The sequence below is a fragment of the Flexivirga sp. B27 genome (genome assembly GCF_052905685.1).
Genome location: NZ_JBPYUM010000001.1, coordinates 102,177 through 126,361, shown reverse-complemented (window position 1 = coordinate 126,361; position 24,185 = coordinate 102,177). Strand labels below are relative to the sequence as shown.

18 protein-coding genes are annotated in these 24,185 nt (G+C 69.3%); 4 read left to right on the top strand and 14 right to left on the bottom strand.

Annotated elements, in window-relative coordinates:
• Positions 1-48: 48 nt before the first annotated feature.
• A complete protein-coding gene (locus tag ACSZL9_RS00570) occupies positions 49-636 on the bottom strand; it encodes a TetR/AcrR family transcriptional regulator (protein WP_446663509.1) in 588 nt (195 codons plus the stop codon).
• Positions 637-706: 70 nt separating this feature from the next.
• Here ACSZL9_RS00570 and ACSZL9_RS00565 point away from each other — a divergent pair, with 70 nt between their 5' ends.
• Positions 707-1,252, top strand: coding sequence for a hypothetical protein (locus tag ACSZL9_RS00565; protein WP_446663508.1), 546 nt, complete (start codon positions 707-709; stop codon positions 1,250-1,252).
• 202 nt (positions 1,253-1,454) lie between these two features.
• Here the strand turns inward: ACSZL9_RS00565 and rpsA are convergent, their stop codons facing one another.
• Positions 1,455-2,954, bottom strand: coding sequence for a 30S ribosomal protein S1 (gene rpsA, locus ACSZL9_RS00560; protein WP_446663507.1), 1,500 nt, complete (start codon positions 2,952-2,954; stop codon positions 1,455-1,457).
• Positions 2,955-3,270: 316 nt separating this feature from the next.
• On the opposite strand from rpsA, the gene ACSZL9_RS00555 reads away from it, so the two are divergent.
• Complete coding sequence (locus ACSZL9_RS00555) at positions 3,271-4,068, top strand: class I SAM-dependent methyltransferase (protein WP_446663506.1); 798 nt, start codon at positions 3,271-3,273, stop codon at positions 4,066-4,068.
• A gap of 116 nt (positions 4,069-4,184) precedes the next feature.
• Here the strand turns inward: ACSZL9_RS00555 and ACSZL9_RS00550 are convergent, their stop codons facing one another.
• The 4 genes from ACSZL9_RS00550 to ACSZL9_RS00535 form a co-directional block, all read right to left on the bottom strand.
• Entirely contained in the window at positions 4,185-5,249 is a 1,065-nt protein-coding gene (locus ACSZL9_RS00550; RefSeq protein WP_446663505.1) for a DUF3068 domain-containing protein, read from the bottom strand.
• A 63-nt stretch (positions 5,250-5,312) separates the two neighbouring features.
• Positions 5,313-5,927, bottom strand: a complete 615-nt coding sequence (locus ACSZL9_RS00545; RefSeq protein WP_446663504.1) for an HAD-IIIA family hydrolase — start codon at positions 5,925-5,927, stop codon at positions 5,313-5,315.
• A gap of 225 nt (positions 5,928-6,152) precedes the next feature.
• A complete protein-coding gene (locus ACSZL9_RS00540) occupies positions 6,153-6,776 on the bottom strand; it encodes a D-sedoheptulose-7-phosphate isomerase (RefSeq protein ID WP_446663503.1) in 624 nt (207 codons plus the stop codon).
• Positions 6,776-7,858, bottom strand: a complete 1,083-nt coding sequence (locus ACSZL9_RS00535; RefSeq protein WP_446663502.1) for a GHMP family kinase ATP-binding protein — start codon at positions 7,856-7,858, stop codon at positions 6,776-6,778. The genes ACSZL9_RS00540 and ACSZL9_RS00535 overlap by 1 nt, the downstream gene beginning before the upstream one ends.
• Positions 7,859-7,971: 113 nt before the next feature.
• Between ACSZL9_RS00535 and ACSZL9_RS00530 the strand changes: the two genes are divergently transcribed.
• A complete protein-coding gene (locus tag ACSZL9_RS00530; protein WP_446663501.1) occupies positions 7,972-9,123 on the top strand; it encodes an acyltransferase family protein in 1,152 nt (383 codons plus the stop codon).
• On the opposite strand, the gene ACSZL9_RS00525 is transcribed toward ACSZL9_RS00530, so the two are convergent.
• The 3 genes from ACSZL9_RS00525 to ACSZL9_RS00515 are packed head-to-tail and all read right to left on the bottom strand — an operon-like array spanning position 9,017 to position 14,249.
• On the bottom strand, positions 9,017-12,706 hold the full coding sequence (locus ACSZL9_RS00525; RefSeq protein WP_446663500.1) for an alpha-(1->3)-arabinofuranosyltransferase domain-containing protein: 3,690 nt from the start codon (positions 12,704-12,706) through the stop codon (positions 9,017-9,019). The two genes, ACSZL9_RS00530 and ACSZL9_RS00525, sit on opposite strands and share 107 nt — an antisense overlap.
• Positions 12,703-13,410 (bottom strand): class I SAM-dependent methyltransferase, encoded by a 708-nt coding sequence (locus ACSZL9_RS00520; RefSeq protein WP_446663499.1) that lies wholly within the window; start codon positions 13,408-13,410, stop codon positions 12,703-12,705. The genes ACSZL9_RS00525 and ACSZL9_RS00520 overlap by 4 nt, the downstream gene beginning before the upstream one ends.
• A complete protein-coding gene (locus tag ACSZL9_RS00515; protein WP_446663498.1) occupies positions 13,410-14,249 on the bottom strand; it encodes a class I SAM-dependent methyltransferase in 840 nt (279 codons plus the stop codon). The genes ACSZL9_RS00520 and ACSZL9_RS00515 overlap by 1 nt, the downstream gene beginning before the upstream one ends.
• 86 nt (positions 14,250-14,335) lie before the next feature.
• On the opposite strand from ACSZL9_RS00515, the gene ACSZL9_RS00510 reads away from it, so the two are divergent.
• Entirely contained in the window at positions 14,336-15,652 is a 1,317-nt protein-coding gene (locus ACSZL9_RS00510; protein WP_446663497.1) for a glycosyltransferase family 4 protein, read from the top strand.
• A 230-nt stretch (positions 15,653-15,882) separates the two neighbouring features.
• Here the strand turns inward: ACSZL9_RS00510 and ACSZL9_RS00505 are convergent, their stop codons facing one another.
• The 5 genes from ACSZL9_RS00505 to ACSZL9_RS00485 are packed head-to-tail and all read right to left on the bottom strand — an operon-like array spanning position 15,883 to position 24,148.
• Complete coding sequence (locus ACSZL9_RS00505) at positions 15,883-16,035, bottom strand: hypothetical protein (RefSeq protein WP_446663496.1); 153 nt, start codon at positions 16,033-16,035, stop codon at positions 15,883-15,885.
• A 34-nt stretch (positions 16,036-16,069) separates the two neighbouring features.
• Positions 16,070-17,836 (bottom strand): hypothetical protein, encoded by a 1,767-nt coding sequence (locus tag ACSZL9_RS00500; RefSeq protein WP_446663495.1) that lies wholly within the window; start codon positions 17,834-17,836, stop codon positions 16,070-16,072.
• A complete protein-coding gene (locus ACSZL9_RS00495) occupies positions 17,836-18,945 on the bottom strand; it encodes a glycosyltransferase (protein WP_446663494.1) in 1,110 nt (369 codons plus the stop codon). Before ACSZL9_RS00495 ends, ACSZL9_RS00500 begins: the two co-directional genes overlap by 1 nt.
• Entirely contained in the window at positions 18,942-19,778 is an 837-nt protein-coding gene (locus ACSZL9_RS00490) for a glycosyltransferase family 2 protein (protein WP_446663493.1), read from the bottom strand. Before ACSZL9_RS00490 ends, ACSZL9_RS00495 begins: the two co-directional genes overlap by 4 nt.
• Entirely contained in the window at positions 19,775-24,148 is a 4,374-nt protein-coding gene (locus ACSZL9_RS00485) for an alpha-(1->3)-arabinofuranosyltransferase domain-containing protein (RefSeq protein WP_446663492.1), read from the bottom strand. Before ACSZL9_RS00485 ends, ACSZL9_RS00490 begins: the two co-directional genes overlap by 4 nt.
• Positions 24,149-24,185 lie beyond the last annotated feature (37 nt).

Here is a 24,185-nt window from a genome sequence, read left to right as displayed (position 1 = left end):
GCCCGTCGAGGTCACGAGGTCGATTTCGACAGGCTCGTTTCGACAGGCTCAATGAACCCCGGCCAACCCGTCGAGGTGATGCCGTAGCGCGGTGCGCATCCGCGCTGCGGACAACCTCGGCGGGAGCGTGCCGTGCAACGCCATACCGTCGATGAGGGCGTGCAGTCGGTCGGTCTCACCCCGTATGTCGAGCTCGCGGCCGGACAGCTGCGCCACGGTCAGCACGCACGACTCCATCAGGCCGCGCAACTGCGCGTGCACCTGGCGCCATACGACGCCCAACTCCGGCTCGGTGCGTGCGGCAACCACGAGCGCGGTCCACACCTCGGTCTCCCGCCGGCGGGTGGCGTCCATTGGCAGCACCTCCTCCAGCAGCGCAACGAGCCCGTCGAGGTCGGTCGCCGCTCTCCCCCGGAGCTCGATCCGTGCCCGCGCGCGCTCCGACAGCTCGGTCATGGCCTGTGCGATGAGGTCCTGCCGGCTGCCGAAATAGTGGCGAATCGCCCCGGTCGACCAGCCCGCCTCCTGCGCGACCGTGCGCACCGACACGCCCGCATAACCGGCGCGGTGCACGACCCGGATGACCGCTTCCACGATCTCGGTCCGGCGCGCGTCGTGATCCACCAGCTTCGGCATGGATTCTTTTTATCACACACTCGTGCTATTTTGTTTTGACATCACGACCGTGTGAAAAAGGAGTGTCGAAGTGCTCATCGCCGTCATCGTCGCGTGTGAGATCGGATTCTGGTTGTTTCTGCTGGCCGGCCTCGTCTGCCGTTATCTGCTGCGCCGGCAACGGCTTTCGGCCATCCTGCTCGCGCTGGCGCCGACCGTGGACCTGGTGCTGCTCACCGTGTCCGTGATCGACCTACGAAGCGGTGGCACCGCGACTGCCGCACACGGACTGGCTGCCATCTACATCGGCGTGTCCGTCGGGTTCGGTCATCGGATGCTGCAGTGGGCGGACACCCGCTTCGCACACCGCTTCGCCGGCGGTCCCGCTCCGGCGAAGAAGCCGAAATTCGGCGCTGCCCGCGCGGCGTTCGAGCGGTCCGGCTGGTATGCCCACCTGCGCGCGTGGCTGGTCGGCGCCGCACTCCTCGGCCTGGCGATCGTCACCATCGACGACGCGACGCGCACCGAGGCACTGCTGCAGACCCTGCAGTTGTGGACCCTCGTCCTCGCGATCGACGCCGTGATCTCGTTCAGCTACACGGTCTTCCCGAAGAAGGCGCCGGTGGCGCGGGTCTGACTGACACCCGGCCTTACCCGGCGACCGTCGCCGGTTATACACGCTCCCAGACCGATACACGCACACAACCCTCAACAGTCGCCGGTTATACACGTGCCGAGACGGCGGTCCTGGTGTGCCGGAAATGGTATGACGAAAGCCCCCGGAACCAAGTGGTTCCGGGGGCTTTCGGTTGCTTCAGCTACTGCTGAGCGTCACCTGCTCAGTTGCCGGTGAGCTTCTCGCGCAGCGCGGCCAGCGCCTCGTCCGAGGCGAGCGTGCCCTCAGCCGGAGCGGCCGGAGCTGCCGGCGACGACGGCTGCGACGAGGAGGAGCCGCTGTCGGCCGACGACTCCGAGGAGTAGGACGTCGAGCCGGAGGTCGCAGCGGTGGCAGCCGCCTCCGCATCGTCCTTGCGCGCCTGCTCGATCTGCGCCTGGTGCGCCTCGTAGCGGTCGTGCGCCTCGGCGTACTGCTTCTCCCACACCTCGCGCTGAGTCTCGTAGCCCTCGAGCCACTCGCCCGACTCGGGGTCGAAGCCCTCGGGGTACTTGTAGTTGCCCTGCTCGTCGTACTCGGCAGCCATGCCGTAGAGCGTCGGGTCGAACTCGGTCGCAGCTGCGGCCTCGTCGTTGGCCTGCTTGAGGCTCAGCGAGATGCGGCGACGCTCGAGGTCGATGTCGATGACCTTGACGAAGATCTCCTGACCGACCTGGACGACCTGCTCCGGCAGCTCCACGTGGCGCTCGGCCAACTCGGAGATGTGGACCAGACCCTCGATGCCGTCCTCGACGCGGACGAACGCACCGAACGGCACCAGCTTGGTGACCTTGCCCGGCACGACCTGGCCGATGGCGTGGGTGCGGGCGAAGTGCTGCCACGGGTCTTCCTGGGTCGCCTTCAGCGACAGCGAGACACGCTCGCGGTCCATGTCGACGTCCAGCACCTCGACGGTGACCTCGTCGCCGACCTCGACGACCTCGGACGGGTGGTCGATGTGCTTCCAGGACAGCTCGGAGACGTGCACCAGGCCGTCGACGCCGCCCAGGTCCACGAACGCACCGAAGTTGACGATGCTGCTGACCACACCGGAACGGACCTGGCCCTTCTGCAGCTCCTTGAGGAAGGTCGTGCGGACCTCCGACTGGGTCTGCTCCAGCCAGGCGCGGCGCGACAGGACCACGTTGTTGCGGTTCTTGTCGAGCTCGATGATCTTGGCCTCGATCTCCTTGCCGACATACGGCTGGAGGTCGCGGACCCGACGCATCTCGACCAGCGACGCGGGCAGGAAGCCGCGCAGGCCGATGTCCAGGATGAGACCGCCCTTGACGACCTCGATGACGGTGCCGGTGACGACGCCGTCCTCTTCCTTGATGGTCTCGATGGTGCCCCAGGCGCGTTCGTACTGCGCGCGCTTCTTGGACAGGATGAGGCGGCCTTCCTTGTCCTCCTTCTGGAGAACCAGGGCCTCGACCTCGTCGCCGACCGCCACGACCTCACTGGGGTCGACGTCGTGCTTGATGGACAGCTCGCGCGAGGGGATGACGCCCTCGGTCTTGTAGCCGATGTCGAGCAGGACTTCGTCCCGGTCGACCTTGACGATGACACCGTCGACGATGTCGCCGTCATTGAAGTGCTTGATCGTCGCGTCGATGGCGGCGAGCAGCTCCTCCTCGGATCCGATGTCGTTGATCGCGACCTGGGAGGTGGTGGTGGCAGTCATGTAGTAGGAAACCTTCGGTGGACACTCGATATGGACAATGTGGTGGTATGACGCCGCATCGCTGACCGGAGTCGGCGATCCCGGGCGTCGATGTCGAGGGAAACTGTCATCGTCGGCGGTATCGTCACCAGCGATCTCGGCAAAACCCCTGACACGCACATGCGTACGCCCGTCTACCTTATCGGCCCGCCCTCAGCCGGGTCAAAAGGGCTGCCAACGGCAGCCGGCCGGCGCCTTGGGTCACACTCGAGCCACACCCGACCAGCATCCCGAACCAGCATCCCGAACCAGCACCGAGCCGAGGAGCTCTCGCGACATGGACACCTTCGGAGTCGGCCACCGCAGCGCCGGAGCCGGCGAGACCCGATCAGCGAATCGCGCATGGTGGGACGACGAGGCGATCGCCTACTACGCCGAGCACGGGGAGTTCCTCGGCGACGACGACCTGGTGTGGGGTCCGGAGGGACTGACCGAGTCCGAGCTCGGCCTGCTCGGGACTCCGGGCGGCCGGGACGTGCTCGAGATCGGTGGCGGCGCCGGGCAGGGCGGACGGTATGTCGCAGGGCAGGGCGACCGGGTGGTGTCGACCGACCTGTCCGGCGGGATGCTGCGCCAGGCTGCTCGCATCGACTCCCGCACAAGCGCCCCGCTCCCCCTCGCCCAGTGCGACGCGACGCAGTTGCCCTTCGCCGACGCGTCGTTCGATGTCGTGTTCACGGCATACGGCGCGGTGCCCTTCGTAGCCGACAGCGCAGCGATCATGCGCGAGGCGGCACGGGTGCTGCGACCGGGCGGACGCTTCGTCTTCGCCACGACCCACCCGATCCGGTGGGCCTTCCCGGACGCGCCGGGCCCGGAGGGCCTGGTGGCGGACCGGTCCTACTTCAACCGCACGCCGTATGTCGAGGAGAGTGACGACGGCACTGCGACATACGTCGAGCACCACCGCACGCTCGGCGACCGGGTCCGCGAGATCGCGGCGGCGGGGCTGGTCCTGGTGGATCTCGTCGAGCCGGAGTGGCCGGACCGCAACCGGCAGGTTTGGGGCGGCTGGTCACCGATGCGCGGGCGGGTCATCCCTGGCACCGCGATCTTCGTCGCCGAGCGGCGCTGAACCACCTACCCAACGCGAGTGACGGCTCCCTCGACGAGTGACGGTGAAATTTCATCGTCACTCGCCGAAGGAGCCGTCACTGACGAAAAGGGGTGTGTGGGTTACCGATCTACCGATCAAGAGTCGCCGCGGCGCGTGACGTCATCGGAGGTGTCGTCGTCGCCGAGCAGACCTGCGACACCGGCCTGCGTCTCGTCGGTCTGGTCGTCGGCGTCGTCGTCGTAGTAGTCGTCCTCGTCGTAGTCGCCGTCCTGGTCGTCCTTGCGACCGAGCAGGGCAATCATCACGCCGCCACCGATGAGCAGCAGCACGCCCAGGATGCCGAGCACCCAGGGAGCGATCTTCAGGACCTTCAGCTGCGACGCCTTGCCCTTGTATTCGTCGACGTTGGCCTTGACCGTCGCCTTGTCGAACACCGAAGTGGTCTGCAGCACCTGCACCGACTTGTCCGTCTTGGGGTTGGTCAGCCACTGCTTCTGGCCCTCGCTGACCTTGATGAATGCGCCGGTCTGCGGCTCGACCCAGATGGTGCGGTCGTTGGCGTAGGTGTAGTCGGCCTTGACACCGGGGCTGCTCTTGGATCCGCCGAAGAGGAATCCCGGGACCTCCTTGGTCGGCTCGGTCTTCAGCGTCTGACGCGGGACGGTGCCCTCGTAGCGGTAGACCTCGAGACCGTCGATCTTCTCGGTCCCGGCGTACTCCATGTTCATGGTCTTCTTGATGTTGGCGTCCCAGTAGGGGTACGTCGTCTTCTTGGCCCCGAACGGGAACTTGACGGTGTAGCCCTTGTGCTCGACCGCCTTGCCGTTCTCCTCGTCACCACTCCACTTGATGATCTTGCCGGTGTGGCGGTCGACGGCGAACTTCTCGGTGCTGGCGGTCTGGGCGGTCTTGGTCTGCGGGATCTTGGAGTACTGCCACTTGCTGAAGATCACCGAGTTGTGACCGAACTTCTCGCTCTTGTCCTTCTGCGCCACGGCACCCACCGTCGTGGTGAGGGTGGTGTGGTGGAACTTCAACGTGCCGGCGTCGAAGATGTAGGCGTTCTTGTCGACGGCAACCTGCTTGGTGTTCTGGTCCGCCGGAATGACGGCCAACCTGTCGAACGCGTAGAACTTCAGCAAGAGCGCCATGGTCACGAAGAACGCGCCAAATCCGATCACGATCGCGGATTTCCGCACTGGTCTGACCTCCGGTAGTGAGCTGGAACTTACCGGAGAGTAGCAGTAACCGTGCGAGTTGTGTCACACCGACGCCGCACCGGTTTGCAGCAATTCGCCGATGACCGACCGCAGAGACGCTCCGGCGCCGGCGACCCCTCGTGCAGACACCCCCGCCGTCGCGGCGGCAGCGAGATCACTCGGCTGGTCACCGACCATGACACACCGGTCCGGCGCTGCCCAACCGGCGCGCCGCAGCGCCTCCCGGATCAGGCCCCCGCGCGGCTTCCGGCAGTCGCAGGTGCCGCGGTCGTGTGGACACACTTGTATGCCGTCCAGCGTCGCGCCCTCGCGCGCGAGCTGCGCGATGAGCGTCCGGTGCACCGCGAGCAGCTCCTCCCGGGAGAGCGCTCCGGTCGCCATACCGCGCTGATTGGTGACGAGCACGACCGCGCAGCCGGCCCGATTGGCCGCGGCGACTGCGCCCGCGGCACCGGGCAGCAACTCCAGGTCCGCGGGGTCGGCGACATACCCCGGCCGGTGGACGTTCAGGGTGCCGTCGCGGTCCAGCAGGATCAGGTCGTATGGCGCCCCCGCGGAACCGGCGGGACGAGGAGGGCGACCAGGGCACGGCGGGCGCGGGATCGGCGACCGCTCCTCGCCGAGCAGTTCAGCGTCGGTCAGTGCTCGCGCAGCCACGGCGCGGCTCCCGTGCCCGCGAACAACTCGCGACTGTCGCGACTTATTCGCCCAGATCGGCCGAACCTCACGAACAACTCACGACTGTCGCGACTTACTTGCCCAGATCGGCCGGACCTCGCGAACAACTCGCGACTGTCGCGACTTAGTCGCCCAGATCGGCCGAACCTCACGAACAACTCACCACTGTCGCGAGTTTTTCGCCTGGGGTGACCCACCCGCCGCTCACTGACAGACAACGTCGACCGCTTCACACCACACGTGGGTCCACAGCATGTGCGCTTCCTGGATGCGCGGCGTCTCGTCGGACGGCACGACCAGCACGTGATCGGCAGCATCGCCCAGGCCACTCCCCCGTGTGCCGGTGAGCATGATCGTGAGCATCCGCTGCTGCTTGGCGAGTTGCAGTGCACGCAGGATGTTGCTGCTCGCGCCACTCGTGCTCATCGCCAGCAACACGTCGCCCGGGCGCCCGAGGGCTGCGACACCGCGAGCGAACGTCTCGTCATACGCATAGTCGTTGGCGACCGCGGTGATCGAGCTGAGCGACTCGGCCAGGTTGATCGCCGGCAGCGGCGCCCGCTCCAGGATGCACTTGCCGATGAACTCCGCGGCGACATGGCTGGCGATCGCCGCCGACCCGCCGTTGCCCGCCACCAGCAGGGTGCCGCCGCCGACCAACGCGTCGAGCAGGTCGGTGCCCGCCGCGTCCACCTGGGCGACCAGCTCCGGCTCGGCGAGTGCACGCGCCAGATCGGCCCAAGCCGCGAGCCCCTTCTGCTGACGCTCGGCGACCGCCGGCCCGCGGCGCTCGGGAGGTACGTCGTGCAAGGCGTGTCCGGTCGGCATCAGTGCTGTCCTCTCCAGGTGGTGACCCCGTGCTGGCTGAAGGTGATCTCGGACAGGGTGAGGCCGAGGTCGAGCAACTTCTGCGCGACGATGTGCCGGCGCTCGAACTCGCAGACGAAGACCAGGTGCCCGCCGCCGCCGGCGCCGGTGACCTTGCCGCCGAGCGCCCCGGACGACAGCGCGGTGCTGACGGCCTGGTCGATCAGCGGCGTCGAGATGCGGTCGGACATCTTGCGCTTCTGCGCCCACGCCTGCCCGAGCAACCGCCCGAACCCGTCGACCTCACCACGCACGAGGGCGACCTTCATCTGCTCGGCGAGCGCCTTCTGGGCGCGCAGCCCCTCCAATGCCTCGGCGTTGCCGGTCTCGTACCGTGAGCGCTGGTCCTCGATGATGTGGTCGCTCACTCGGGTGTTGCCGGTGAAGGCGAGCAGCATGTTGTGCTCCAGCTCGTGCACCGTGTCGTCCCGCACCCGCAACGGGTTGACGATGACCTGGTCGGGCTTGAATTCGATGTAGTTGAAGCCGCCGAACGCGGCTGCGTACTGGTCCTGCGATCCGCCCGGTATGCCGAGGTCCTCGCGCTCGAGCCGGTAGGCCAGTTCGGCGACGTCGTATGGCGTCAGGTCGAGACCGCAGTGCTCCGCGACCAGCCCGATCACCGAAACCATCACCGCGCTGGACGAACCCAGCCCGGAGCCGGGCGGCGCCTGGGTGTGCAGGAACAGGTCGAACCCGCCCGACGGGCGCGCGCCCTCGATGTCGCGGACCCGGTTGATCGCGGCCTTGGGCAGGTCGAGCTTGCCGTCATACTCCACCGGCTCGTCGATGCCGAAGCCGATCGAGGTGCCGTAGTCGAGCGACCGCACGGTCACCTGGCCGTCGGTGCGCGGGCGCAGGGTGCTGAAGGCGAAGGCCGAGATCGTCGCCGACAGGACGGCGCCGCCCTCGCGCTGCGGGAACGGCGTCACGTCGGTGCCGCCGCCGGCGAACGAGATGCGCAGCGGTGCGCGGGCACGCAACACCGGGCGGCTGTGATCGATGGCGCCGTCGGCCGACGGCAGATTCTCGCTCGCAGTCATGGGTGGGTTTAGCCTCCGGAGGGGTTCACGCGGCATACGCCGGTGCGTCCTGGTGAAATCTACTGCACAGTAGCGATCGACGAAGCGACCCACGGCGACGGGAAGGGGATGACGTGACGCGGTACCGGCTGATCGACGGTTTGCGCGCCCTGGCCGCCCTGCTGGTCCTGTTGTCGCACGTCGGATTCTGGACCGGCGCCGACGGCCTCGACCTGTCCGGTGGCCTGCTCGCGCGTGGCGACAGCGGGGTCGCGGTCTTCTTCGCGATCAGCGCGTTCCTGCTGCTGCGCCCGTGGATCGCCGCCGGGCACGGTGCCGCTCCTCGCCCGCGTGTCGGTGTGTATGCCGTGCGTCGTGCCGCCCGCATCCTGCCCGCCTACCTGGTCGCGTTGCTGGCGGTGCTGCTGGTCGCGGGCGCCTGGGGCGAGGTCGGCGGCAGCAATGGGGTCGGCGGCGCCGGCAAGGTGCTGGCGCACCTCTTCCTGGTGCAGGCGTATGCCGACACCTCCTACCAGTCGTTCAGCCAAACCTGGAGCCTGACGACCGAAGTCACGTTCTACGTGCTGGCTCCGATGATCGGCATCGTGATCGGCCGGTTGCTGCGACGGTCGGCGCGGTCCACCTATGGCGTGCTCGCCGGCGTCGTGGTGTGCGGTCTCGTCATACAGGCAGGGACGGCGGTGTGGACGCAGCACAGCCCGACGACCCACGCGGGCGTGCTGGGCACGAGCGTGCTCGGGCACGCTGCGTGGTTCGCAGTCGGCGCGGTGCTGGCGGTCGCGGTGCAACGCGGCGACCTCGAGCGACTGCGGAAGGTCGGTGTCGGCACCTGGCTGGGTGCAGCGGCGCTGGTCTATCTCGTCGCGTCCAGCGGCATCGCCGGGCCGCGCGACCTGCACGCACCGACCGTCGGGGAGGCTGTGGCCAAGGAAGCATTCTACACGCTCCTGGCAGCGCTCCTGCTGCTCGCGGCTGTCCGCGGACCCTCCGACCACCGGTGGCAGGCGATCGCGGAGGCGCCGGTGAACCGATTCCTCGGCGACATCTCCTACGGCGTCTTCCTGTGGCACGTGCTGGTGCTGCAGGTGATCTACCTGGCGTCGGGCTGGGCACTGTTCACCGGCCCGTTCAGCGCAGTGCTCTTCGCAGTGCTGGTCTTCAGCGTCCTGATCGCCTGGGCGTCGGCGTCGCTGGTGGAGCTGCCGGTGCTGCGCCGCGTGCACCAACGCACTCGAACCCCGCGCGTGCCAGCGCGCTCAGCGTGACCGTGCCGAGCAACTGACCGGCGATCGCCCCAGCCGACTGTGCGTCGACCACGCCGAAGAAGGCCAGTGCGACCCCAGCCGCGATCATCGCCCCGCCCGCGGTGTGCCGTAGCCAGCGCCTCGGCACCGCCGCCGCGACGAGTCCGGCCAGCAGTCCGCCCGGCCCGGCGGCGAGGAACCCGACAACGACGGCTGCGAGGATTCCGATGACCCTCGACGCGGGTCGAGTGCCGGAGGAGACGCCCAATGCGGGTCGAGTGCCGGAGGAGCGGAGCGGGGGAGGTGTATCGAGACCACGCGCCGTCATCGCCTGGTCTCGATAGGCGATTCCTCCGCTCCGCTCCCCCATCGCTACTCGACCACCTTTGCTGCGGCAGGCGTATGCCGCGGCCAGGAAGGTGAGCAACAGCGCGAGTGCGATGGCACCACCGACCAGCAGGCCGAGGCGCTGCGGCGTGGTCGGCGTGAACCGCAGGGTGAGCGTGTCGGCGTCGGCGCTGCTGACCCGGAAACCCTGCCGCCAGCCGTCGACCTCCACCGGAAGCAGCGTGTGTCCGTCGCTGTCGGTTGCCTGCCAGCCGGCGTTGAACCCCTCGCTGAGGGTGACGACTCCGGGCGCTCCGGCGCCGATGCGGACCGTGCGTTTGCCGGAATCGCCGGACTCCGAGAGGACGGTGCGGGCGGCGACCGACGATGCCGGAGCCTTGCCGAAGGTCGCGAATTCCGGTGTGAGACCGGCCTTTCCGGCGATGGAGACGGTGCTGGTCTCGATACGCGCTCCTTCGCGTCGCTCCCCCGCGCTACTCGACCCGCTGGCCATTCCCGCGCTGCTCGACCCGCAGGTGACAGCCTCGACGAGGTCACCCTTGGAAGCGGTTTCCTTGGCACGCAACGGAATTCGCGTCGTCGAGCCGTCAGAGCCGCGGGTAGTGACCGACCCAGCCGCCCCGCAGGCGGTCGACGCGGGCGCACCGGTCGAGCGCAGCCACACGGTGCCCTCGAACCCGCCGCCGGTCACATGGACCTGCCGGGTTACTACCGCCCGATCCTCGGGCAGACGCGTGAGCAGCAGTCCCTGGGACGAGAGGTCGACATGCTGCGGCACGTCGATGACCGAGCCGAGTGTCGTTCCCGCGACACGCATCTCGACGATGCCGAGCACCGGGTCGATGGCGTCGTCCGCCGCACTCAACTGCACCGACACCGTGCCCGCACGGGTGGGCGGAACCGGCACGGTCAGCTCACTCCGGCCGTGCACGGCGACCGCCACACTTCGCTCCCCCACACGCACGAGCACCTTCTCCGGCAGCGCCGCGTGCTGCGCGCGCCCGGCCAGCTTCAGCCGGACGCTGGACACGGTGCGGCCGGGCAACGTCCCGGTCAGCGTCGCAGTGCTCGCGTGGTCACCGGTGAGCCAGGCCGTCGAGTCGTCACCGTCGAACGCGGATGCCGGACCGTCGTGCACACCGAGGTAGTGCTGCGCGAAGGGGTCTGCGGCCGACGAGGACACGTGTACGTCGCTCCAGCCGATCCATTCACGAGCGGGCTGATCGCTCGGATCGGTAGCAGGCGGAAGGTCTTTCGCACCGACGTGAGTCGGAGTGGTGTCGGCTCGGTTTAGCACCGGGCTGTAGGCGAACGCCGTCGGGACGCCGTTGTTGTAGGCCCGCCACGGCATCGTGTCGGTGACGACGTCGGCGTGACCCGACACCGCCGGGTCCAGCCGCATCCACTGCTTCGGCGACAGCAGCCCGGCGGCATACAGGGCGAAGAGCGACTCCGGGCCGCCGGCAACCGTCACCGGCTTCGCACCGTAGAGCGACGCTCCCACGTCCGCGGTCGCCGTCACGTCATACACGGTGAGCGCGGAGCGCCCCGTCCCGTAGGTCGCACTCGGGCGAAAGCCCGGCGAGTCCCGCAACGTCTGCTGGACCTTCCGCCACGGCTGTGCCTTCACCGAGGCCGCCAGGTCGCGGCGCAGCACGACCCGCGTGATGCCGAGTCGGGCCAGACCGGCCGCCAGGCTCGGCTGTGACTCGCCGGAAGCAGCGAGTTGATCGGCGACGTCGAGGATCCGCGTCGACCCGGGGATCCCGAGTGGCGCCGCCTCGCGGGTCACGACCGGTGACGTCGCGAGCGCCGACAACGGCTCGTCCGTGGTGCTCCCCCACGTGTAGGTCGGTGTGCGGGAGTTCGGCAGCAGCATCGTGGATCCGCCGGATTGCGTTGCCTGCCGGTCGATCTCGTGCGCAACCTGCGTCCACTCCCCTGGTATGGCGGCATACGACGCCGACGCACCGACTCGCCCCTGCCAAATCGGTGTGGCTGCGACTGCGACCGCGAGAGCCAGCAGCGCGGGCACGAACCGGTCACGGATGCGCCGCGAGACGCTGACCCGCTGCAGGACGGCAGTCAGTCCGATGGCCAAGGGCAGCCGTAGCACCGGGTCGGCCTTGTGGATGTTGCGCAGCGGCGCGAGTGACCCGTCCAGCAAACTGCGAACCGGCTCCGACAGCGGACTGCCGACCGAGCCACCGTGCCCGAGCACCATGAAGAGGGTGGCGCCGACCGCGCACAACAGCGTCCAGCGCGCCAGGTGCCCGCGGGACCGCACCAGACCCCAGCAGCCGACGGCGGCAACAAACCCCGTCGCGAGGATGGCAGTGACCGACTGCGCGAGGACCCAACCGCCTTGCCACACAGGGTGATCCGCGCTGTCCAGGATGTAGGCGATCCAATCGTCGGCGCCACGCAACACGTTGGGCACCGACGTCACCGCGGTCGTGATCGACGACGTCTCGATGTAGTCCAGGAACGGGTAGGCGTACTTTCCGAGCACCAGCAGCGGCAGCAGCCACCACGATGCGCCGAGCAGCACGGCGACCAGCCACGGCAGCACCCGGCGACGCCCAACCGGGTGGGTGACCAGGAACGCGAAGGGCAGCGCCAGCACGATCCCCGACGCCGTCGCATTCACGCCGCCGAGTGCCGCGGTCAGCACCCCGGCGAGCGCCAGACTGCGGATCAGCTCCGCACGCGAGCACCCCCGGCGGATCAGCGGGAGGACGGCCAGCACCAGCCACGGTGCGAGTGCCATCGGCCACGCCTCGATGGAGATGACCGGCAGCACCGTCAACATCCGCGGTGCGAGCGCGTATGCCGCGGCGCCGACCAACGCCGGCACACCACCTGCGACCCCGAGCCTGCGCAGCAGTTGCTGCGCGCCGAGAAACGCGACCACCAGCAGCAAGGTCCACCAGATCCGTTGTGTCGCCCACGCGGGTATGCCGAGCGAGCGGCATACGCCGAAGACCGGCCCCATCGGGAAGAGGTATCCGTAGGCCTGGTTCTGTAGCTCGCCGAGCCCGGCATGGGTGTTCCAGGCGTCCAGCGAGCGACCGAGGTAGCGCCACGGCGACAGCGTCAGGTCGATCTTGGTGTCCGGCTGGGTGCGGCCCGGCGCGACCAGCCACGGCAGGACGACGAGCGCCGCGAGCAGCAACAGCAACTGCACCCGCTCGACAGCGCCGCGACCGATGAACGGTCGGGGCGCCGGCTCGGCGGTCGCGTCCGGGTCGGTCATCGGCGACGCAGGATGAGCAGGAGGTTCCAGGTGACGATCTCGCGGAGCCCGGGCACGCGCAGCACGTGCCGGGCAGCATCGGGCAGGTAGCGCGGGCGCGCGACGAGGACCTCGACGTCCGGGTGCTGCTGCGCCCACCGCAGGCCCTGCGCGACGCTCACCCGGAACAGCGTCCGGTCGACGGTGTTCTTCGGCGGGTGCCCCTGCTTGCGGGTGTAGCGACGCGCGGCACGCTCACCGCCCAGCCAGTGCCACGGCGAGGTCTCGTGCCCGCCCCAGGGCGACAACCAGTTGGTGTAGGAGAGGAAGACCAGCCCGCCGGGGCGCACGACACGCACCATCTCGTCGGCGGCGTGCTCGGGGCGGCGCACGTGCTCCCACAGGTTGCTGCTGAAGACGACGTCGACGCTCCCGTCCGCGAACGGCAACGCCTCCGCCGTCGCCACGACGCCGCCGTCCCGCACCGACGGCACCGCGGAATCGTGGTCGATCGGGACGTATGTCGCCCCCGCCGCCCGGAAGGCGTGCGCGAACTCGACAGGCCCCGCCCCGACGTCGAGCACGCGAGCTCCGTCGAGGGTGGTCAGCTCGCCGAGCAACTCACACGAGTCGCGGGCGAGTGCGCCGTAGAAGACCTCGGGCTCGGTCTGCTCCACCAGGAAGGCGCGGAACAGGCGCACCGACCGGCCGATGCCGCGGTCCATCAGGACGCCTTCCGTGCAGTCAGGTGCAGGGTGGGTCGCAACGCCGGGCGGATCCCGCGGGCCGCGAGGACGACGGGAGCCGTGGCCAGCCCGGCGGCCAGCACCGACCGCTCCGCCAGCGCACCGCTCGGTCGCGGTCGCGGTCGCACGAGCCGGGCGAGGCTGGCGGCGTCGGTGACCAGGCTGTCCAGGGCAGGTCGAGTCACACGCACGTCGGTCAAGCCTACGGAAACCGCTGCGCGACGCAGGCTCTCGGCCGTGAAGAAGCGCACGTGCGTCGGGTCCTCCAGCATCCACCAGGCCGCGCCGTATAACCGCAGGCCGTCACTGTCACCGGCAGGTGTGAGGAACTGCACGCTGCCGCCGGGTGGCAGCAGATCCACGGCATGGCGCAACGTTGCGACCGGGTCGAGTACGTGCTCGAGCACGTGGATGCCGTAGACCAGGTCGGCCGATCCGCCGGTCGCCGGCAACTCCTCGATCGGCTCGAAGTGCAGGTCGCCGCGGGCACGCACCAGCGGGTCGACGGCGACTTCCAACTGGTCCGGGTCGGTGCCGGCCACCTGCGCGCCGCCGTCCAGGAAACGGCGCAGCAATGCTCCGGACCCGTAACCGATCTCGAAGACCGAGCGCGGCGTGCCCTCCCGTGTCAACAGGCGGTGCGTGAGCGCCAGGCGCCAGGTGTCGAGGGTCGGCTCGCCGCCATACGCCCGATCACGGTGCCGGGCAGGGGCATCGACCAGGGTGCGTCGTAGGTGGCCGCACGCAAGGCACTGCTCGAGCGCACCGCCGCCGCGCAGCGGCAGCCGAGTGGTCCGCTGCCGGCAGATTTCACACATTCGATCGGCCACCTCGCCGGACACGCACCAACCTCCAGTTACCAACGGGTAGCATTCGGCGTTACTCTACCGGTGCCGGATGAAATGTGTCCGGCACCACACACCGACTGGAGGACACGTTGCGCGCTCGTCCCGACGAGGCAGCCCCACCACTTCGGGTGCTCTATCTCTCGTGGCGCGACCGTGACAACCCGGAGGCCGGCGGCGCCGAAACGTTCACCGAGCGCACCGCCGAGGTCCTCACCGAGTTGGGGCACGCGGTCACGATCGTCACCAGCCGCTTCCCCGGAGCCGGACGCACCGATCGGCACGGCGACGTCGAGGTGGTCCGCCGTGGCGGTCGCTTCACCTGCTACGCCGCCGGCCTGCTGTATGCCGCCCGCCACCGCGACGACTTCGACATCGTCATCGACGTCCAGAACGGCGTCCCCTTCTGGGCCCCGCTGCTCGCACGCCTGCCGGTCGTCAACGTCACCCACCACGTGCACCGTGACCAGTGGCGGGTGATCTTCGGCCCCAAGCTGGCGCGCTTCGGGTGGTTCTTGGAGTCCAAGGTCGCCCCTGCGGTCTACCGCAACTGTCGTTACGTGACGGTCTCGCAGTCCAGTCGCGATGACCTTGTCGAGCTCGGCATCGACAAGGACCGCATCGACATCGTCTACTCCGGCAACGACCGCCCCGCTGCGCTCGAGCACAGCACCATGCACCCGCACAGCCCGACGCCGGTGCTGACCGTGCTCGGCCGGCTGGTGCCGCACAAGCAGGTCGAGACCGCGATCGACATACTCGCCGACCTGCAGGACGCGCACCCACGGCTGCGGTTGGACATCATCGGTGCCGGTTACTGGCACGAGGAGCTGGTGCGGCACGCGAGAGCGCGCGGAGTGCTGGACCGCGTCGACTTCCACGGGTTCGTCGACGACGCGGCCAAGCACCGCCTGCTCGGCCGGTCCTGGCTGATGCTGATGCCGTCCCACAAGGAGGGTTGGGGGCTGACGATCGTCGAGGCGGGCCTGCACGAGACCCCGGCACTGGCCTTCGCGCACGCCGGCGGGCCGACCGAGTCGATCCTGCACGGCGAGACCGGGCTGCTCGCGCACACGCCCGAGGAGATGCGTGAGCAGGTCGACGTGCTGCTGCGTGATCACGACCTGCGCACGGCGCTCGGTCGGGCAGCACGCGAGCACGCGCTCAGCTTCGACTGGGCGAGCAGCGGCAAGGCCCTGGAGCTGACCTTGAAGTCGGTGCTGGGCATGGCCGCCCGTCCCGAGCAACCGACCGCCCGGGCACGCCGGCTGCGTTCGGTGCACGAGATCATCGCGTCACGCCGCGGCGACCAGCCTTCGGTGAAGGATGCGGACAGCACGGACGACGTGGACGCTCCCGTCGCTGCCAACTTCTGACGTACCGGCGGGCGGGCGGCCCCGCGGGCGACATACTCGCGACTGTCGCGAGTTATTCGTGACTTCCCGACGATTCCGTCGACCCAGTCACTACTGTCGCGAGTTGCTCGGGACTCCCCGCCATACCGGCGACCCACTCGCTACTGTCGCGAGTTGTTCGGGCACACGAAAGCCGGTCATCCTCGCTGCGAGGATGACCGGCTTCTGCGTTGCTTGGTCTGCTGGACGACCTACTGGTTGTAGTTGATCGTCGAGGAGAACTTCTGCGGCTGCGTCACGGAGCCCTGCTGCGCGATCAGGCCGAAGATGGCCACCGTCGCCAGCACGACGCCGGCGACAGCTCCGCCGATGTTGTAGAGCAACTTCATGTTGGAGGCGCCCATTTCTTCCCTCTCGGTCGATGCGGGTGACCCTATGTTACTCACGAGTCAGTGTGCGGTGGTGCTTTGGGACGAGTTTATCAACGAGAGTCCGACCGGCAACTCCTGTGACGGCGAGTCCGGCCAGCACCCAGCCGGTGTAACGGACCGGCCCGCGGTCGTCGGGCCCTGCCGCAGCCGCTGAGCCCACAGCGCCGAGGTCATAGAGCCGCAGTGTCCCGTCGGCGGCCACCGGAGGCTTCCCCGTCACCTGCCGTATGTCGCCGGCCTTCGGCTGGTCGGTCTGCACCAGCACGTAGCGAACGCCCGCGCTGCGCAGCGCCTTTCGCACGCCGGACTGCGCCGCCACTGCCGCCGAGACGCGCCGCGCCTGCGGGCTCTCGCCGGGGACGACCGTGCCGCCCACCAGCGGCAGGCTGTCGTCGACCAGCACCCGCCGATCGACCAGCCGCTGCCACGGATCAAGCAGCACCACGTCGTGGTCGAACGCATATTGCCGGTATGGCGCCCACGGGAAGACCGCCACCGCGCCCGGCTGCAGCGCTTCGATCCGCTCCGCCATCCGGGTGTATGCCGCGGGGTAGTCGACCGAACGCCACTGTCCCCCGGCGCCCCAGGCCAACCCGGTGAGCGTGACCAGCGGCCAACATCCCACCAGAGCGGCGATGGCCAGGGCACTGGCCCGCTCGGCGCCTGCTGCGACGCCGGCCAGCCGCACCCGCTCGACCAACCTCCCTGCCAGCAGCGCGACCAGGAGCATCCACAGCCCGACGAATTTCTGCGCGTCGCGCAGCAGCCCGCCGCCGGGCAGGTCGGTGATGACCGCGGTCATCACCTGCTGCCCACCGGGCATCGCGCTCGCGGCCGCCAGCACCAACCCGACGACGCCGGCCGCCGTCAGACCCGCCAGGGCAGGGCCGCCGGAGGCGCGCCCGCGCCATACCCGATCCCGCACGGCGAGAGCGAGGACGGCAAGCACGGCGAGCAGCGCCAGCCCGGACACCACGAGCGATTGGCGTTCGGAGAACCACACGCCTTCGTTCCAGATCCCGCCGCCGGTCAGCAACGAGCCGAGCACGCCCCACGGCGTGTCGGCCTGGGACATGAACGCCTCGACGCCGGCCCGCGACGTGGTCTGCGACGGTGCGAGGAAGAGGTAGGCGAACCACCACGTGGCGTTCGCCAGCAGGAAGATCAGCAGCGCCCACCCGAGGTCGCCGAGCGTGCGCCGGATCGGGCGGTGTTCGGCCGGGACGAGAAGCACCGCCAGGACCGCGATCACACCGAGCACGGCACCGGTGGACCCGGTCAGTGCGCTGGCCAGCAGCCAGAGTCCGAGCCGGGTGTGTGCGTGCCGGTCCCCGCGCCGCACGGCTGCGGCTGCCGCAACGAGGAACGGCACGCAGGCATAGCCGAGCAGGTATCCCCAGTGCCCGATCGCCAGGCGTTCAGCGACATACGGGTTCCAGCAGGCGACGAGCGCAGCGGCCGCGGCGCCGACCCGGCTACGCGACAGCGCTCCGACGCCCGCGCCGACGAGCACGAAAACCCCTAGCAGCAAGGCCTTTTCGACCACCCAGCCCGGGAGGACGTGCGACAGCAGCGCCACGAAGAAGTCGTTCGGCACGGCCCGTGGCACCGACCCGTCGACGCCCATCGTCCGGTCGCCCAGCGCGAGCCGGGGGACGAAGACCAGGTCGTAGCGCAGCAGGAAGCCCGGTGCGAGCGCCGGGCCGAGGGCGATCACGCCGCAGATCAACCCGACGACGGCACCGATCCCGCGTCGGCCGGCCCGCTGCAGCATCAGCGTCCTTGCGCCTCGATGTCGGCGAACGCTGCGCCCATCCGCGCGCACTGGGTCGCCAGGTCGTGCTCGGCGAGCATCCGCTCCCGGTTGGCCGCGCCGATGCGCACCCGCAGGTCTCGGTCCAGCAGGTGGGTCACCAATGCGTCGGCCAGCGCCTCGACGCCGCCATCGGGCCCGCCGTCGACGATCGTGTTGGGCGGGTGCACGGCCTCGTCGTTGGTGCCGCATCGTGTGGTCACCACGGGTATGCCGCAGGCCTGCGCCTCCAGGTAGGCCAGGCCGAGTTGCTCGGTCCACTTCCAGGTCGGTCGCGGAGCCGTGCAGAAGACGGCGGCGCCGGCGAGCAGGTCGGCCACGCCGTGCGCGTCGAGTTGACCGGCCAGGCGCACCCCTGTGCGCGGATCTGCCGCCGCCTGCTCGACCTTGCCCCGCAATGGGCCGTTGCCGGCTACGACCAGCTGAGCCTCGGGCACGGCGCGACGCACCAGGGTCATGGCATCCAGCACCCGGTCGATGCCCTTGTTGGGGGCCAGCGGGGAGCAGAAGACGACCACCGGGTCGTGCGTCGGTTCGGCCCGTGGTGTGAAGACCGTCGTGTCGACACCGGGCTTGACCACACGGATGCGTTCGGCGTCAAAACCGTTGTCCAGCAAGTGATCTCGCGCGGCGTCGATCATGCACAACAACAGGTCGGCGTGCCGTGCGGAATCCAGCGCCTGCTTGTAGGGCGGCACCTTGTAGAGCGGCTGGTTCGGGAGGTTCTCCCAGGTGATGACGGCCTGGCGGACCCAGCTGCCGCGGCGCCACTTGCTGGCCTGACCGGTCACCAGCGAGCAGAGCTCGAGCGTGGTCACCCAGTCGTATGCCGCCGGCTCCTGGCGCTCCAGGCCCCGCACCCAGGCCAGCGCACCCGCCTCCACGAAACGCTTGACCGGACGCCGGTAGGAGCTGGGCACCCAGGTGATGTCGCCGTAGGGTTCCTGCGCCGCCAGAGCGGTCACGTCCGTGCCGGGCATCCGGCTCATCCAGTACAGCTCGCGACGCGGACGCTGGTCGGGCAGCGACACCCACAGCATCCTGCGGGGTTGTATGCCGTGCTCGTTCACGCCGGGTCGTTCCGTCGTGCGTCACGCTTGCCGCGGCGAGCGCCCGCGGCATACCCGACCACCTCGAGGCTGCGCAGCGCGACCATGCCGACGGCGTGCGCCGGGTCGCGGGTCAGGCGGCGCCAGTTGGCGGCATACGCCTTGAGCACCGCGCGACCCTGGGCACCGACCGCTCCGTCGTGCTGGCCGGCGAACGCGGGGATGCTGCGCCCGTAGTAGTAACGCTTGCGGAGCACGTCGGCGACGGTCAGCCGACCCTCGTCGTGGTCGACGACGATCGGTGCCAGCTCGATCGCACGGCCTTCGGCGCGCATCCGCAGCCGCAGGTCGGCGTCCTCGGGGCCGGACATGGTCAGGTCGAAGCCGCCCTCGCCCAGCAGGTAGTCACGCCGCACGAGCCGCGGATTGTGCAACCACGGTTGGTTCAGGTAGCACTCCCGCTCCAGCGCACGGCACGCCGTCCAGAAGCCGTCACCGATCGTCCGCTCGGGCAACGCGACGCCCATCGCGCCGCCCGACTCGGCGGTGCGGACGGCCAGCTCGATGCTGCGCGGCGGCAGCACCATGTCGCTGTCCAGCCACAGCACCCACTGACCGTCGGCTTCGGCGATCCCCCGGTTGCGCTGCGCAGACCGCTCCGGACCGTCGGTCACCGCCAGATCGGCGAGTTCGGTTGCCACGTCGAGGGTTTCGTCGGTGCTGTGGTTGTCCACGACGATGAGTTCGACGTGCGGGTAGGTCTGCTCGCGCACGGACTGCAGGCAGGCGCGGATCGTCCGGGCGTTGTTGCGGGTCGGCACCACGACCGAGACCAGGGCTGCGTCGCTGTTCATCGTGGCTCCTCGTGGTCGGTGTCGGTGTCGGTGTCGGTGTAACGGTCATCATCGGTGACGGCAGGCTCGTGGTCACGCCCGTGCAGCGCACCGACCAGGCCGACCACCAGCCCCGCACCGGCAAGCCAGTGCGGCCACATGCTGCGAGCGACGCCGTCGGCGCTCAGCGTGCCTCGAGTGTCCCCCAGCACCAGCAGGTAGACGCCCATCGCGAGCAGCAACAGTGCTGCGCCCGCAACCTGGAACCACCACGGCGAGATCCAGCGCCGCCAGCGCAGCACGCCGACGACGGCGGCACCAGCGATGGCCCCGGCCCAGCCGACGAAGAAGCCGGCGACCAGCACGAGGCCGATCTCCAGCGCGACGCGTGGGATGCGTGCGGGCGCCATACGGGTCGTGAGCCGGGTGGTTTCTGCTGCGGCGAGGTCGGCATCGACCTGCACGCCCCGGGTCCTGCGCAGAGTGCGCTCCCGCGCACGATGTGCCGGACCCTGACCGGCGCTGGTGTCACCGTCGTCGTTGTCGTTTTCGCCGTCGCCATCATCGGTGTCGTTGTCGTTGTCATCGCCGTCGCCATCGTCGCCATCGTCGTCCTTGCGGCGTATGTCGCGCAGCTTGGCGAAGAACGGGAACACCGCGAGCGCCACGGCGAGCAGCAGGACGGCCAGGGTCACTCCGAGCGCGACGTTGGCGCGCGACTGCGGTGCGTAGGTGATGTCGATGGTGTATTTGCCGGCCTTCGGCAGCATCCACCCGGCGGAGTAACCGTCGATGGTCTGCGGCGCGCCGAGGTCCTTGCCGTTGGCGGTGGCGTGCCAGCCGTCGGCGATGCTCTGGCCGAGGACGACGGCAGCCGCGCCCTTGGTCGTGACGTGCACCCGCTTGTGGGTGGCGGTGTTCTTCGACAGCCACGTCTTCGGCGCCGGTGCAGCGGTGCCGGTGGACGCCTGGGTGTCCGCGAGATGCAGGTCGTCCAGGGTGAATCCGGTGGCCGGCTCGATGTGGTGGGTGCCGCCGTTCAGCTCGATCTCGCCGCACGCCGTCCACGTGCTGCCCTGCGTGTTGGACCCCTGCAGTTGCTCGGTCGGGCGCATCCGCAACGGGGCGCCGTCGACGGTCGCGACCGTGGTGCACCGCGGGTCGGTGCCGTCCGCATGCTTGATCGAACCGAGGCCGGACTTCTTGTGCACCTCGGCCCCGGTGTCGATCGCGGTGAACCGCGGCGGCACGTTGCTCTCGGTGCCGACGATGGAGTCGATCGTCATCCGGACCTGCTTGCCGCGCACGGCCTTGCCGTCGACCTTCGGTATGGCGATGCGCGTGGTGCCGTGTGCCTTGAGCGTCGAAGTGGCCACGTCCCGGCCGTCCACGCTGATGGTGACGTTGCGGGCGTAGGCGTTGTTGGCGTCACCCTTGCTGCCGGCCCGCTGCGTAACCGCCACCGAGGAGATGGCGCGCTCCTTGCCGGTCAGCTCCCACCAGGCGCCGCGCAGTTTCCCGCCCGGCTGCCACGCCGTCGAGTCGTCTCCGTCGGCGGCCAGCGACGCGCGGGTTCCGGCCAGCCCGAAGTAGAACCCGGACGAGTCCGCGGTCACGTCGGTGGAGAGCCCGGCCGTGCGGTCGTAGACCTGCTCGAATCCTCCGTCGACGCGCACCGCAGCGCTGGCGTCGAAGGTGCGTGCGTCCGGCAGGCTGATCGTGCGGCGCAGACCCCGCTCGGAGTCGTCACCCGTCTCGGAGGTGCCCTGCTCACGGGTCAGCACGACGTCCAACGGAGTGCGGTCGAACTTCGCCTTCTGCGCCGCGGTCAGCTGCCGGTATGCCGTCGTGAACGTCAGCGGTGTCCGCGCAGTGCGCACGGCCGGCGTCTGCAGGCCCTGTATGTCGCGGATGCCGACCAGGTTGTAGCCCTTCCCGCGGGTCGAGTCGACGGTCACCGTGATCTGCTGCGCGGAGACGTTGCCCATCGGGAACTCGGCATACCCGCTGGTGGGCAGTTTGCGGGTCACCGACTTGTCGCCGGCGCGCACGGTGACCTTGTCCAGGTGCACACTGCCGATCTGCGACTGCGCGATGCGCAGCGTGCCGACGGGGCCGGCCTTGGGCTCGGTGATCGTCAGCTTGTTCCCGGCTGCGCGGCCGAAGTCGCCGAAGAGCCATGCGGTCGACGGGTCGCCGTCGGCGGCGTTCTCCGGCACGGCATACGGCAGGTCGAAGAACGCGCCGCCCTGCGCGGTCGCGGTCACCTTCGCACCGGACCGCTGCAGCACCGTCTGGTCGTCCGGGTTGTCACCGAGCGTCCGGGTCAGCCCCAGCGGTTGTTGCGCCGACAGCAGCGGCCCCTGGTTGTTCGACAGCCTGTTGGGTATGGCGTCCCGGCGTGCATTGGTGTCGGTCAGCACCAGGGTGTGATCGCTGCCGAGCGTGCCGGCCAGCTGTCGCGCGGACAGGTCCTGTGCATAGCGGAAGCTCGGATTGCCTTTCAGCAGACCAGCATCCACCATCCCGGGGACGGACCATCCGTCGCCGGCCACGACCAGCGAGTTGCCGGTCGGCTCCACGCGCACGCTGTCGCCGGCGCCCTTGACGGAGTATTGCTGCAGCGGTGGCAGCTGACGCTCCTCCGGTGTGTCGTCGGTGGTGCTGCCGACGAACTCGCCCGGGTAACCGTAGTTCGCAACACCGTGCAGCCCCTTGTCGCGATCGGCGATCGCAGAGACGACACCGGGTCGGACGCCACCGGCGTCCTCCCAGTTGGTGTCGTGCCGCATCAGCACGGTGTCGGCGCCCAGGTAGCGCGCGTAGGTCGACAACGTCCCGGGTGGCACGACGCCGTTCTGCAGCGTCGAGTCCAGCGCAGCGAGCATGTTGCCGCCCGGGGGCGAGGCATTCGGACTGGTTTCGGGCAGGATCACCTGCCGGCTGAAGAGCGAGTTCGCGACGTCGTCGGGGCGGTCCACGGTCCACCGGTATGCCGGGCGGGTCTGCCCGGGCAGGAAGAGCACCGCGGAGTCTGCGTCACCCTTGTCGATCGCCGAGGCCGCGTGCTTCCAGTAGGCGGGGATGTCCATCGGGGAGGTGTAGAGCCGGTTGGTCAGCGCGGGCAGCGTCCACGACAGCACCAGCATGGCGACCGTGACGACGGCGATCGGCGCCAGCCCGTCGCGACGCAGCACCTTCGGGCCCAGCTTCGCGGCCGCAACCCCGATCGCGATCGCGAACGACAGCGCGAGCAGCGCACCGACCTTGTTGGAGGTCCGGAACGCCGCCATCCCCGGCAACTCGACGAACCAGTGGAAGAAGGCGCCGAACGGAGAGGCCGGATCACCGGCGGCCGGGAAGATGCCCACCATCACCACCGCCGAGATCGCGATGGTTCCGGCGACCATCACCCGGGCCGCACCGTGCAGCCAGCGCAGAGCCAGCAGCGCCAGCGCCGGCCACAGCATGGTCAGCACCATCACCACGGGGCTGGTCAGGTAGACCGCGTCCTGCGGCACCCAGGCACCGTGGTTGTCCTGCCCGTAGAGCGACCACAGGCCCATCCCGCGCAGCACCTCGGGGAACGAGGCGACCTTGCTGATGCCGGTCAGTGACTCGGACTCGTCGACGATCTGGTTGCCGGTGGAAATCGCCGCAATGCCGGGCACCAGCCAGTAGACCGAGAGGCCGACAACGAAGACGGCGCATTTGCCGAGCGCCGCCATGACGACGGACCACCGCAGCCGCCATTCGCGCCGTGCCACCCAGATCATCGGCAGCAGGGCCAGCAGCTGGAAGATCGGCACGATGGCGACATTCATGCCGCTCATCGCGAAGAAGAGCAGGCCGAAGAGCGCCGGCCACTTCCAGCCGGCGGGTGAGAACCATCGGCGACCCGGCGTCCACAGCGCGTTGATGAACGCCAGCAGCGACCACGGCAGCAGCGCCATCGGTAGTGCGATCGCCAGCGTGCTGCCGGCCTGGATCGTGTAGGGGTTGGCCAGCACCAGGACGCCCGCAGCGAGCCCGGCCCACTGACCGGCCTTCGGCACGAGCCGGCGGGTCAGCCGCGCGGTCCCCCACGCCGTGGCGAACCAGAGCACGAAGTGCAGGATCTTGAAGGCCCACTCCGGCGACAGCCCGATCCCGCGCAACGCTCCGGTGACCAGCAGCACCGGCACCAGCCCGACGTTGAAGTTGGGCGAGCCGAGGTAGGGCGTGTCCGTCCAGGCCGAGAGGTATTGGCGGATCATCCGACCCGGCGCGAGATAGACCTCGGGCTTGATATCGGTGTAGAAGTGCCCGAATCCGTTCAGCGCCACGATCAGCGCGAGCAGCAGGGTCAGTCCGAGAACGGTGAGCCGATAGCCCGTCATCAGTCGGCGCACGTGGTCGAGCTCCCAGGTTGAGGTCGGCGGTGGTCGC